Source organism: Deinococcus rhizophilus, from assembly GCF_030271215.1.
Lineage (GTDB): Bacteria > Deinococcota > Deinococci > Deinococcales > Deinococcaceae > Deinococcus > Deinococcus rhizophilus.
In genome coordinates, this window is sequence record NZ_JASNGB010000013.1 from 24,779 (window position 1) to 35,614 (window position 10,836).

The 10,836-nt window shown below is 71.3% G+C and carries 14 protein-coding genes; 4 read left to right on the forward strand and 10 right to left on the reverse strand.

What is annotated here, in order from left to right; genetic code table 11:
- Window positions 1-63: 63 nt before the first annotated feature.
- The 8 genes from QOL99_RS03280 to QOL99_RS03315 all read right to left on the reverse strand — a co-directional run bounded on the left by QOL99_RS03280 (window position 64) and on the right by QOL99_RS03315 (window position 6,902).
- Window positions 64-948: a menaquinone biosynthetic enzyme MqnA/MqnD family protein gene (locus tag QOL99_RS03280; protein ID WP_285521280.1), complete on the reverse strand. Its 885-nt coding sequence runs from the start codon at window positions 946-948 to the stop codon at window positions 64-66.
- Window positions 949-950: 2 nt separating this feature from the next.
- Window positions 951-1,250 carry a hypothetical protein gene (locus QOL99_RS03285; protein WP_285521283.1) on the reverse strand — a complete coding sequence of 100 codons (300 nt, stop codon included), beginning with the start codon at window positions 1,248-1,250 and terminating at the stop codon, window positions 951-953.
- Window positions 1,247-1,597 (reverse strand): nuclear transport factor 2 family protein, encoded by a 351-nt coding sequence (locus QOL99_RS03290; protein ID WP_285521285.1) that lies wholly within the window; start codon window positions 1,595-1,597, stop codon window positions 1,247-1,249. Before QOL99_RS03290 ends, QOL99_RS03285 begins: the two co-directional genes overlap by 4 nt.
- On the reverse strand, window positions 1,598-2,728 hold the full coding sequence (gene mqnE, locus QOL99_RS03295) for an aminofutalosine synthase MqnE (RefSeq protein WP_285521288.1): 1,131 nt from the start codon (window positions 2,726-2,728) through the stop codon (window positions 1,598-1,600). It lies immediately after the preceding gene.
- A gap of 51 nt (window positions 2,729-2,779) precedes the next feature.
- A complete protein-coding gene (locus tag QOL99_RS03300; protein ID WP_285521290.1) occupies window positions 2,780-3,436 on the reverse strand; it encodes an SMI1/KNR4 family protein in 657 nt (218 codons plus the stop codon).
- A 70-nt stretch (window positions 3,437-3,506) separates the two neighbouring features.
- Window positions 3,507-4,865 carry a TldD/PmbA family protein gene (locus QOL99_RS03305; protein ID WP_285521292.1) on the reverse strand — a complete coding sequence of 453 codons (1,359 nt, stop codon included), beginning with the start codon at window positions 4,863-4,865 and terminating at the stop codon, window positions 3,507-3,509.
- Window positions 4,862-6,256 carry a TldD/PmbA family protein gene (locus tag QOL99_RS03310; RefSeq protein WP_285521294.1) on the reverse strand — a complete coding sequence of 465 codons (1,395 nt, stop codon included), beginning with the start codon at window positions 6,254-6,256 and terminating at the stop codon, window positions 4,862-4,864. Before QOL99_RS03310 ends, QOL99_RS03305 begins: the two co-directional genes overlap by 4 nt.
- Before the next feature lie 94 nt (window positions 6,257-6,350).
- Window positions 6,351-6,902 (reverse strand): GNAT family N-acetyltransferase, encoded by a 552-nt coding sequence (locus tag QOL99_RS03315; protein ID WP_285521297.1) that lies wholly within the window; start codon window positions 6,900-6,902, stop codon window positions 6,351-6,353.
- A gap of 68 nt (window positions 6,903-6,970) precedes the next feature.
- On the opposite strand from QOL99_RS03315, the gene QOL99_RS03320 reads away from it, so the two are divergent.
- Entirely contained in the window at window positions 6,971-7,249 is a 279-nt protein-coding gene (locus tag QOL99_RS03320; protein WP_285521299.1) for a DUF3006 domain-containing protein, read from the forward strand.
- A complete protein-coding gene (locus tag QOL99_RS03325) occupies window positions 7,246-8,253 on the forward strand; it encodes a ComEC/Rec2 family competence protein (protein WP_285521300.1) in 1,008 nt (335 codons plus the stop codon). Before QOL99_RS03320 ends, QOL99_RS03325 begins: the two co-directional genes overlap by 4 nt.
- Before the next feature lies 1 nt (window position 8,254).
- Here QOL99_RS03325 and QOL99_RS03330 read toward each other — a convergent pair whose 3' ends face one another.
- Window positions 8,255-8,722, reverse strand: coding sequence for an Ohr family peroxiredoxin (locus QOL99_RS03330; protein ID WP_285521301.1), 468 nt, complete (start codon window positions 8,720-8,722; stop codon window positions 8,255-8,257).
- A gap of 103 nt (window positions 8,723-8,825) precedes the next feature.
- Here QOL99_RS03330 and QOL99_RS03335 point away from each other — a divergent pair, with 103 nt between their 5' ends.
- Both QOL99_RS03335 and trmB read left to right on the forward strand, forming a co-directional pair.
- A complete protein-coding gene (locus QOL99_RS03335) occupies window positions 8,826-9,572 on the forward strand; it encodes an FAD-dependent oxidoreductase (RefSeq protein WP_285521303.1) in 747 nt (248 codons plus the stop codon).
- Window positions 9,569-10,579 (forward strand): tRNA (guanine(46)-N(7))-methyltransferase TrmB, encoded by a 1,011-nt coding sequence (gene trmB, locus QOL99_RS03340; RefSeq protein WP_285521306.1) that lies wholly within the window; start codon window positions 9,569-9,571, stop codon window positions 10,577-10,579. Before QOL99_RS03335 ends, trmB begins: the two co-directional genes overlap by 4 nt.
- On the opposite strand, the gene QOL99_RS03345 is transcribed toward trmB, so the two are convergent.
- The coding region (locus QOL99_RS03345; RefSeq protein ID WP_285521307.1) for an SCP2 sterol-binding domain-containing protein at window positions 10,560-10,836 on the reverse strand (277 nt) is incomplete at its 5' end. The two genes, trmB and QOL99_RS03345, sit on opposite strands and share 20 nt — an antisense overlap.

Below are 10,836 nucleotides of genomic sequence, written 5' to 3' on the forward strand. Positions count from 1 at the left end.
GGCACAGGGTAGGGGGCGGGGGTGAGGCCGTGGCCCCGGGGGGGACGGGCCGTCCCTTTACGGTCAGCCGCCCGCCCGCAGCATTTCCTCGCCGGGGCGGGGGCCGAAGCGCAGCGGCGCGTGCCCCGGCACGGCGAGCGCGGCGAACTCGCTCAGCCCCAGGCGGTCGGGCGCTTCGAGGTGGTAGCGGAAGTTCCACAGGTAATGCTGCACCACCCGCCCCGGCAGCCCCAGCTTGAGGGCGTGCCGCTTGGATACGTCCGCGAGGTGCCCCAGCCCCTGCCGCCGCGCCTCCCGCATCGCCTGGAGCAGGGCGGGGGGCGGCGGGTTCTCCCTGCGGTAGGCCCACACCGCGAACACGAAGGGATGCCCGGTGAGCGCGAACCACTCCTGCGCGAGATCGGTCACGGTGACTCCCCGCGCCGCATTCGGCAGCGCCGTCATGCTGCCCCCCGGCGTCAGCGGCCCGGCCACCCCGTACCACTCGCGCAGGGCGCTGTCCCCGATGCGCAGCACCCCGTCGTACCCGGAAGCCAGCAACTCCTCGGCCTCGCCCTCGGCCCGCTCCAGCCTGGGCGAGAGGCCGCGCCCGCGCAGCAGCACCTCCAGCAGCGCCACGCTCATGGCCGACTGGGCGGTCAGGGCGACCCGCCGCAGCTCCTCCAGCGGCCAGGTGTGAAAGAGATTCACCGAATACACCGCGCCCAGCACCGCCACGCTGAAGTCGGGCAGGGCTTCGAGTCGGTCGGCATTGCGGATGAACTCCACCGCGCTGATGTTGGCGATGTCCACCCGGCCCGAGAGCAGGGCCGAGTTCATCTCGGTGGGCACCCCCGTGATCGCCGTGACCCCGGGCGGCAGCCTCAGGGGGTCGAGGATGGGGGCGACGTTGGTGTAGTGAATCCATCCGGCGCGGTAGGGGGGTGTCGTGCGCTCGTGTCCCGGCATGGTCACCACCTCGGCTCGCGGGGCGGACGACTCGCCCGAGCATGCAGCACCAGACCTGCCAGGAGACTGATGCCAGCCAGCGCGTAGAGCGGGAGCGACGGCTGGGTGGGAAAGGGCAGAGTTCCGGCGAAGGCGGCGTCACGCGGCAGGAGGCCCAGTGAGGAGGCCAGCTTCAGCCAGGAATACTGAAGGTTGCTGCTGCCCACGAAAGCGCCCGACAGCGCGAACGCGGCGGAGGCTCCAGACAGGGCGGCGGTCCAGACGTTCAGTCCGCTGGGGCCTTGAATTTCCTGCGCTCTCACGGCACCACCTGCACGCCCACCGCCCGCCACTCGCCCCCTCGCCGGGCATACACCCGGAAAAAGCTCTGGACGCGTGAGCCGTTCGCGTACAGCGTGCCGCGCGTGAATCCCGTCTCCCCGTGTACCCGCGCCGCGTGGCGCTCGAACATCAGCGTGACGGGCGGGTTGTGCCGCATCCCCTCCAGCAGCTCGGCCTTGAACACCGCCCGGCCGTCGGGGAAGAAGCCCACCCAGTCGTCGGCCAGCACCGCCGCCATCGCATCCGGATCGCGGCGGTGGTAGGCGGCGTTCCAGGCGTCGTCGAGCCTCAGCACGGCGTCGAGGCCGTCCACGTCGGAACTGCCCACTTAATCGGCAGCCTCCAGCCCGGCGCGGGGGAAGGTCTCCAGTTCGTGGTAATAGGCGTCGCGCAGCACGGGCAGGCGTCCGGCGTCCTGAATCATCCGCACCATGCCCGCCTGCGAGAGCGCCATCGGGGAGGTCGCGCCCGCCGCGTGCGCGATGTGCTCCTCCTGAATGGTGCCGTCGATGTCGGACACGCCCCAGCCCAGGCTGACCTGGGTCAGCTCCGAGCCGATCATCACCCAGTAGCCCTTGATGTGCGGGAAGTTGTCGAGGTAGATCCGCGCCACCGCGAGGTTCCGCAGGTCGTCCAGCCCGGTCGTGAAATCGGTCTTGCCGAGGTTCTGCGCGAGCGTGTTCCCCAGCGGCTGAAAGGCGAGCGGGATGAAGGCGTGGAAGCCGCCCGTCTCGTCCTGAAGATCGCGCAGGCGGTGCATGTGGTCCAGCCGTTCGTCCAGCGTCTCGATGTGGCCGTAGAGCATGGTGGCGTTCGTCCGCATGCCCAGCGAGTGCGCCTCGCGGTGGATTTGCAGCCACTTCTCGGCCTTGACCTTGTTTTTCGCCACCTGCCGCCGCACCCGGTCCGCGAAGATTTCCGCTCCACCCCCCGGCATCGCCGCGAGGCCCGCCGCCTGAAGCTCGCGCAGAACCTCCAGCGTGGGCTTCTTGCTGATCTTGGACAGGTGCTCGATCTCGGCGGCTGTAAACGCCTTGACCTGAAGGTCGGGGAAGGTCTGCCGGAGCTGCCGCACCATCTCGGGGTAGTAGTCCCACTTGTGGTTGGGGTGGTGCCCGCTGCTCATGTGCAGTTCGGTGATGCCGGGCAGATAACGGCGGCGAACCTGCTCGGCCACCTCCTCCGGGGAGTAGTCCCAGGCCCGCTCCTCGCCCTTGCGGGCGGCGAAGGCGCAGAAGGTGCAGCCCACGTAGCAGAGGTTGGTGAACTCCAGCCGCATGGAATGCACGAAATAGACCTTGTCGCCGTGCAGCCGTTCCTTTTGCAGGTTCGCCAGCCGCATCAGCGCGTTGAGGTCACGGGTGTGGTAGAGCCGCAGTCCCTCGTCGAAGCTCAGGCGCTCGCCCGCTTCCACTTTTTCCACGATGGGGGCGAGGCTCTGGTCGCGCAGCCACTTCATGAGGGCCATGTTACGCCCGGCGGGGCTGGGGAAGTGTCCCTGAGACGGGAATCAGCAGGAGCGGCGGGCGGGGGCGGCACCGAAGCCGGGGTAGAGGTCCGAGAGCTGCCGGTAAAATTCGGACCCCTGGCCGTCCACGTCGAGCAGATACAGCCGCAGGGTGCCCGGCTCGCCCGGCTCATGCTGGTGCAGGTGCACCCGGCCCGCCTCCAGCCGCGTCACGTACTCGCGCAGGAAGGCGTCGAGCGAGTCGGCCAGGACGTACTTGCCGTTCTCGTCGCGCCCAAAGGTGATGACCTGCCCGGCCTCGCCGGAAGGGCCGGGGTCAAGGTCCACCCCGACCGAGTTGCCGCCCCAGTCCTTCAAAAAGGCGATCCAGCCGGGGTTGGTGTACTGCGTTTTGATGGCGCCCGGCGGATGCGAGGTGTGGCCTGCCGTCTCCTGAGACTCGTCCAACCCGCGCCACCTTTCCCACTCGCCCTGCACGCGGCCGAGCGGCAGAAAGCTCAGGCCAAGGGCGTGGCCCCAGTCGGCGTGGGTCCGGTACAGCGTCCGGTACGCCTGCGGCAGCTGCCGCCCGATATGGGCTTCCAGTGCGTCCAAGTCGGTATCGGTCGCGCCCGGCGTCAACCCGGCATGAATCGCCGGAGCGTGCGCGGCCAGCCACGCTTCCAGTTGGGCGAGAGTTGAAAGGAGGTCGGAATCCATGCCCCCACCGTAGCCCAGCAAAAAGGGCAGAGGCGCACCGGCTCTCTGCCCGCCCGCTTTCTGCGCGGTCCTACGCCCCGCCCACCGCCAGCCCCGCCACGCGCACGGCGGGAGCACTGACCCCATACATGGTGTCTTCCAGCTCGCTGCCCACGGCCTCAATCCCTGCGAGCAGGTCGAGGATGTTGCCCGCCACCGTGAACACCTCCAGCGGGTGCGCGACCTCGCCACCCTCCAGCCAGAAGCCCTCGGCCTGAAGGGAAAAGTCCCCGGTGATGGGATTGGCGCCCGCGTGACCGCCCGCCACGCCGGTCAGCCGCACCCCGGTCAGGCCGGAGGCGAGGGCCGCCGCATCTGCCCCGCCCGGCGACAGGATCAGGTTGCTGGGCGAGATGCCCACCGTGCCCTGAATCCCCTGCCGGGCGGCGTGCCCGGTGCTCTGCGTCCCTGCGCGGGCGGCGGTCTGCGCGTTGTGCAGAAAGGCGGTCAGCCGTCCGCCCTCTATCAGCGTCAGCGGTGTGCTGGGGCACCCCTCCGCGTCGAAGGCCCGCGAGTTCAGCCCGCGCGGCAGGGTGGCGTCGTCCACCAGCGTGACCAGGGGAGAGGCGACCCCCTCGCCCAGCCGCCCGGCGAGCGGGCTCTTGCCCTCCTCGACCATCTTGCCGCTGAACATGCCGGAGTACAGGGCCAGCAGCTCGGCCAGGCACTCGCCCGTCACGATCACCGGGAAGGTGCCGCTGGGGGCAGGCTTGGCGCCCAGCAGCTCGGTCGCCTTTTCGACGGCCGAGATCGCCGTGCGCGTGGGGTCGAGCTCGGTGAACTCGCGGGTGAACTGCCAGTCGCGGCCCATCTTGTTCTGGCCGTTCTCGCTGACCAGCGGCGCGATCATCTGCATCGCGTAAAGCTGGCGGTCCTCGCGCTCCAGCCCCTCGGTGTTGGCGACCGTGCCGTACACGTCCCCGTCCTGATAGCCGCCGTAGGGCACGCTGGTGACGCGGGGATCGGCGTCGCGAGCGGCGCGTTCGAGGTCCAGCGCCACCGTGACCTTCTGCTCCACCGTGACCCCGCTGAGGCCCTCGCCGTAGAGGTCGAGCGCGGGAGGCGGCGGCCAGTTCTGGAGGCCCGCGCCCGGCTCCGGCGCGACGAGTTCGGCGTTTTCCACCGCCATGTCGAGCGCCCGGTCCAGCGCGGGCCGCGACAGGTTCTCGCTGAACGAGTGCCCCCACGCCCCGCGCACCACCGCCCGCAGCGCCACCCCCTGCCGCGCCGAGAGCTTGAACTCGCTCACGTCGCCGTCAAAGGCCCGGATGCTCGTCGCGTCCGTGCGTTGCCCGTACACCTCCAGCGTCACGCCGCGCTCGCGGGCGCGGTCCAGCAGGTAGGCGCGGGCTTCGGGGAGGGTGAGTTGCTGTTCGCTCGTTGCGGTCATGCGCGGCCTCCCACTGTGATTTCGGAAATCAGAATGTGCGGCTGCCCCACGTCGGTGGGCAGCGAGCCGGAGATGCTGCCGCACATGCCCTGGCCCAGCGCGAGGTCGCCCGCCACGCCCACGATGTTGCGGAGGTCCTGCGCCCCGTTGCCGACCAGGGACGCGCCCTTGAGCGGCTCGGCGATCTCGCCGTCCCGGATCATGTAGGCCTCGTTCACCGCGAAGTTGTAGTCCCCGGTGCCGGGCGTCACGCTGCCGCCGCCCATCCGCCGGGCGTAGATGCCGTGTGAGACGCCCGCAATCAGGCTCTCCGGAGTTTCCTGCCCGTTGTCGATAAAGGTCGAGCGCATCCGGCTGGCCGGGGCGAAGGTGTAGTTCTGCCGCCGCCCGCTACCCGTGCGGGCATAGCCCGTCTTCATGCTGCCCACCCGGTCCACCATGAAGGACTTCAGGACGCCCCCTTCGATCAGGACCGTCCGCTCGCCCCGCATCCCCTCGTCGTCCACGGTGACCATGCCCCACGAACCGGGAATGGTGCCGTCGTCGATGGCGGACACCGACTCGTGGGCGATGCGCTCGCCCAGCTTGTCCGCGAAGACGCTGGCGTTCTTCTCCACCGCCGTCGTCTCCAGGATGTGCCCGCAGGCCTCGTGGAAAATCACGCCGCCGAACTCGTTGCCGATCACGACGGGCAGCTTCCCGGCGGGAGCGTACCCGGCCCGCAGCATGGCGTTGGCGATGCGGGCGGCCTCCGCGCCGATGGATTCGGGGGCCACGTCGTCGAAGAACTCCAGCCCCTGCCCGGCGCCGGGGCCGTAGAACCCGGTCTGGCGCAGGGTGCCGTCCTGCGCGATGGCCGTGACGCTCAGGCGGGTCCAGACCCGCTCGTCTTCCGCCCACAGCCCTTCCGAGTTGGCGACCAGAATCCGCTGCACCCGGTCGAGGTAGTTCACGTCCACCGTCTTCACGTCGCCCACGCCCGCCGCGCCGCCGTGCGCCCGGCGCATCAGCGCGAGCTTGTCGCGGCCCGCCGCCTGGAGGGGATGCTGCCGCGCGACGTACAGCGGCTGGGCGTCCACTCGCCGGAAATCCAGGCCACCCGCGCCCGTCCGGTCGGTTTCTCCCGCCGCGCCGCGGGCCCGCGCCACCTGCCCGGCGAGGTCACGCAGTCCCGCCGGGGTCACGTCGTTCGTGTAGGCGTACACCACCCGCGTGCCGTACAGCAGCCGCAGCCCGGCTCCGAACAGGTTGCCACCGCCCGCGTCCTTCACCTCCCCCTGGTGCAGCCGCAGGGTGGTGTTCACGCTGTCTTCCACAAAGAGTTCCGAGAAGTCCGCCCCACCCGCGCGGGCGAGGGTCAGCACTTCGGCGACAAGGGCCTGATCGAGCATGGGGTCTCCTGGGGCCGTCCGCGTGGGGAGGGCCGGAATAGGGGTGAGGGTTGCGCCCCCACTATGCCCCGCCCGGCGGGGAAGGGGCGGCCGCTTAGGCCATTTCTGCTAGCCGCGCCCGCACCTCCGGCCACTCCGCCCGGATCACCGAATACATCACCGTGTCGCGCATGGTCCCGTCGGGCCGCCGCAGGTGCGAGCGCAGGACGCCCTCGCGCACGGCGCCCAGCCCCTCGATGGCCCGCTGGGAGCGCAGGTTGAGGATGTCGGTCTTGAGCAGCACGCGCTCCATGCCCATCTCCCCAAAGGCGTGCGCGAGCAGCAAGAGCTTCATCCGGCGGTTGATGCCCGTGCCGTGCCAGCGCGGGTGCAGCCAGGTCCAGCCGATTTCCAGTCCTGCGTGAGCCGTGCGAATGTCCCCGTAGCGGGTGCTGCCCGCCACCTCGCCGCCCACCTCCACCACGAAGGGCAGGGCGTCGGGGGCGGCCAGCGCCGCCGCGTAGTAGGCGGGACTGGACGGGGGCGATCCCATCAGCCGCAATTCCTGGGCGCAGGACTCGGCCAGGGCACACAGCGCGGGAAGGTCCCCTCCCGTCAGGGGCCGCAGGGTCAGGTCGCCGTCCCGCAGGGTCACGTCGTGGTGCATGGAGGCAGTGTGACAGGGCCAACCGGTGCAGCATGTGCAGAACGCTCCCGCCGCGCTACGCTGGGGGCGTGAACGACGGGCCGGAACGCTGGACGGTGGACGCCATCGAGGACAGTCCGCAGGGACGCCTCGCGCGGGTGGAACGGGAAGGCGGCCTGACCTTCGACGTGCCGCTGCACGCGCTGCCCGCCGGGGTGCGCGAGGGGGACCTGCTCGCGGTGGTCGAGGGGCCGGACGGGGTGACCCTCCACCTTCTGCCCGACGAAACGGCCGCCCGCCGCCGCGCCGCCCAGCGCCGTCTGGAGGCCCTGAACACCGGAGATGGGGAAGAGGAGATCAGCCTGTGAGCGCCCGACAGAATCCGAAGGGGAAGGCGGCTCCTTCCCGCAAGCCTGCCGCGAAGGCGAAGAAGGCCCCCGCCCGCAAGCCCACCCCGAAAGGCGCCAGGGGCAAGCGCCGGGGCGGGCCGGGACCGTCCGACCTGCTGGGGCTGTTCGTGCTGCTGCTGACGGCGGGGCTGGCCGCCTGCGCGGGCAAGGAAGTGCTGAGCGGGGGCGGCGGGGACGGGCAGACCGAGACCCAGGCTCCCACCGGGCAGATGGTGATCCGTTTCCTCGACGTGGGGCAGGGCGACGCGATCCTGGTCCGCAGTCCCGAGGGCAAGACCATGCTCTACGACGGGGGCCGCAGCGCCGAGCGGATGCGGGCGCATCTGGAGACCTACGGCGTGGACCGGATCGACCTGATGGTCGCCAGCCACGCCGACGCCGACCACATCGCCGGGCTGGTTCCGGCGGTGCAGCGGGCAGGGCCGACCGTCTTCATCAACAACGGGATCGCGGGCACGACCCAGACCTGGGACCGCCTCGTCACGGCGCTGGAGGAGGCCGGGACCACCTTCCAGAAGGCCAACAAACAGGTCGTGAACCTCGGCAGCGTGAAGGTGCGCGTCATCGCCCCGCCCCCCGGCATGGGCGACGACCAGAACGAGAACAGCGTGGGCGTGCGGATCGAGTTCGGAGAGTTCCGTGCCCTGCTGACCGGCGACAGCGAGAAGCGCGAGACCGAGGCGTGGCTGGAGCAGGGCCGGCCGGAGATCAAGGGTCCCTTTCAGCTGTACAAGAGCATCCACCACGGGGCCGCCAATGGCGACCACCCAGCCTGGCTCGCCACCGTGCGGCCCGAGAACGTGGTCATCGGCGTGGGCGAGAACAGCTACGGCCATCCTACCGAGACGGCGCTGAACCTCTACCGTGAGACCGGGACCCGCGTCTACCGCACCGACCGCCAGGGCACGGTGACCTTCACGGCGAACGCGGACGGCACCTACACGGCGACGACCGACCGCTGATCTAGCCTGCGGTTTCCCCCTCCACCACCGTCAGCCGCACGCCCGCCGATTCCCCCAGGGCGCGGCTGTAGGGGCACAGGGCCCTGGCCTCCTGCACCATGCGCCCGGCCTCCTCGCGGCTCAGGCCGGGCAGTGAAATCTGCAACTCCACGTCGAGGTGGTAGCTGGGGTCCGAGTCGTCCTCGCGGCGCAGGCCCACCACCCCGGTCACCTGCGAGGTGCCGAAGCTGATCCCGTCGCGCCGGGCGACCATGCCGACAGCGCTCTGAAAGGACGCGGCGTAGGCGGCGGCAAACAGTTGCTCGGGGTTGGTGCCCACGCCGCCGTCGCCGCCGATCTCCTGCGGCACGCTGAACTTGACGCCGAGGTGGTGGTCGGGCGTCTCGATGTAGCCGCCCCGCCCGCCGTGTGCGGTGGCCTCGCTGCGCGTGAGGACCCTGCCGCCCGCCTGCCCGCCTTGCTGTGTCATGCCGCCCACGCTAGGGGGCCCGCGCCGCCGCCGACGGTGGGCAGGCTGACCGTGTGAAGGGACGGTGGGGGAGGGCCGCCCCGATGCCCTACACTGCCTCCCGATGTCAGGCCCCCCTTCCCCCCGCAGCCTGCCGCAGCCGGGGCATCTCTACGACGTGGCCGTGATCGGCGCGGGCCTCGCGGGCACCGAACTCGCGTGGCGGCTGGCCCGCGCCGGGCAGGACGTGCTGCTCGTCACCCAGGCCCTCGACCACCTCGGGAACCTGTACGGCCCGACCATTGGGGGCGCGGACTTTCCGCCCGGCAGCCTCCCCGCCGGTGTCGCCGCCCGCATGGGCCCCGACACCGACGGCTGGACCTTCCACCGCCTCCTCAAGGCCGAGGTGGAGGCCACCCCCGGCATTCACCTGCTGCAAAGCACCGTGACTGGGTTGGAAGAAGAGGAGGAGCGCCTCACCCTCGCCACCTGGGAAGGCCCCGCCCTGCACGCCCGCCGGGGAGTGCTGGCGGTGGGCGCGTTCCTGAAGGGCCGCCTCCTGATCGGGGACACGATGGAGGAGGCCGGGCGGCTCTCGGAGGTCGCCTACGACTTCCTGGCCGACGACCTCGCCCGCGCGGGCGTGTGGCTGATCGGCGGCGAGCAGGAGGCCGCCGGGGTGGAGGGAGCGCCGCCCTACACGGTGCGCTTCCTGACGCCCGCACCGGGCGAACTCGACGGCTTCCGGGTGACCCGTTTCGACCACCTCTATGCCCTGGGCCGCTGCACGCCGGGCGAGCACACCTACCGCAGTGTGCTGGAGGACGCCGCCCGCCTCGCCGCCGGGCTGTCCGGGGAGGGCGGGGCATGATCTTCCGCCTCCCGGACTTTCACTTTCCCGACGCGCCCGCCCGGCTCTACCCCCACACGCCGGAGCGCCCCTGGATTCTGGAGGTCGGCTTCGGGGACGGGCGCTTCTGGCCGCACTTCGCCGCGAGCTTTCCGGAGGCGCCCAACTACCTCGGGGTGGAGATCAGCGGCACGTCGCTGCTCAAGGCCGAGCGGCGGCTGCGGGCGGCGGGACTCTCCAATGCGGTGCTGACCCGCCTGCCCGCCACGCCCCTGATCCGCGAGGTGGTGCCGCCGGGAGCCCTGGGCGCCCTCGTGGTGAACTTTCCCGACCCCTGGCCCAAGGCGGGGCACGAGGAGCACCGCCTGCTGCGGGCACCCTTCTTCCGGCTGGCCGCGAGCCGCCTGAAGCCGGGCGGCGCCGTGCTGCTGACCACCGACCACGAGGAATATTTCGAGTTCGCCTGCCGCGAGGCCGAGGCCAGCGGCGTGATGGCCGTCCACCTCACCGACGCCCCGCCGCCCGCCGCGCTGGAAACCAAGTACGCCCTGAAGTGGCGTGACCTGGGCCTGGCCCCCCGGCACGCCCGCTTCGTGCCGACGGTTCCGGCCTCTGCCCTGGCGGACGAGTTCCCCGTCACCGCCGCCCGCTTTCCCGACTCCGAGGAGGCCCCTGCCGTGCCCCACGCGATCCTGACCCTGCCCGCCGACTTCGCCCCCACCGCGTTCGCCAAGCACACCGCCCGGGGGGGCGTCACCCGCGAGACCCCCGGCGGCTGGACCGCCGTCCTGCTCGACCTCTACGCCAGTCTCGGCAAGGACGGCTGGGTGGCCCTCGCGCACGTCGTGGAGGGCGAACTGACCCAGGAGGTCCTGATCGGCGTCACCGCACGGGAAGACGGTTCGCACCTCGTCCGGCTCTCGCGCTTCGGCGGCCCGGTGGTCACGCCCGGCGTCAAGGCGGCGGTCGGCGTGTTGACCGGCTGGCTGGAAGGGCAGGGGGCGCGGGTCACCCACCGGGGGTACTGACCGGCCCGGCCCTGCTCGCCTCTTCCTCCTTCAGCGCCGCCCGGTACGCCGCCTGCATCACCCGCATGCCGGGCGCCAGCGCGAGCGCGAGGGGAACCGGCCCCTGCATCGTCATCTGGCCCGACAGGACGGCGGCAGCCGGGTTGAGTTCGCCCAGCCACAGCGCGTGGGCTGTCCCGGCACTCAGGCGGAAGGTGAGGTCGCTGGGCGCCTGCCGGGCCGCCTCGCCCGCCGTGACGACCGCCCGCTGCCCGTCC

Excerpts from the sequence above, each read along its gene's own strand:
- QOL99_RS03335 (WP_285521303.1), top strand. The coding sequence starts at position 8,826 with ATGTCAGGCCCCCCTTCCCCCCGCAGCCTGCCGCAGCCGGGGCATCTC.
- trmB (WP_285521306.1), top strand. The coding sequence starts at position 9,569 with ATGATCTTCCGCCTCCCGGACTTTCACTTTCCCGACGCGCCCGCCCGG.
- QOL99_RS03300 (WP_285521290.1), bottom strand. The coding sequence starts at position 3,436 with ATGGATTCCGACCTCCTTTCAACTCTCGCCCAACTGGAAGCGTGGCTG.
- QOL99_RS03330 (WP_285521301.1), bottom strand. The coding sequence starts at position 8,722 with ATGACACAGCAAGGCGGGCAGGCGGGCGGCAGGGTCCTCACGCGCAGC.
- mqnE (WP_285521288.1), bottom strand. The coding sequence starts at position 2,728 with ATGAAGTGGCTGCGCGACCAGAGCCTCGCCCCCATCGTGGAAAAAGTG.
- QOL99_RS03305 (WP_285521292.1), bottom strand. The coding sequence starts at position 4,865 with ATGACCGCAACGAGCGAACAGCAACTCACCCTCCCCGAAGCCCGCGCC.
- QOL99_RS03315 (WP_285521297.1), bottom strand. The coding sequence starts at position 6,902 with ATGCACCACGACGTGACCCTGCGGGACGGCGACCTGACCCTGCGGCCC.
- QOL99_RS03280 (WP_285521280.1), bottom strand. The coding sequence starts at position 948 with ATGCCGGGACACGAGCGCACGACACCCCCCTACCGCGCCGGATGGATT.
- QOL99_RS03310 (WP_285521294.1), bottom strand. The coding sequence starts at position 6,256 with ATGCTCGATCAGGCCCTTGTCGCCGAAGTGCTGACCCTCGCCCGCGCG.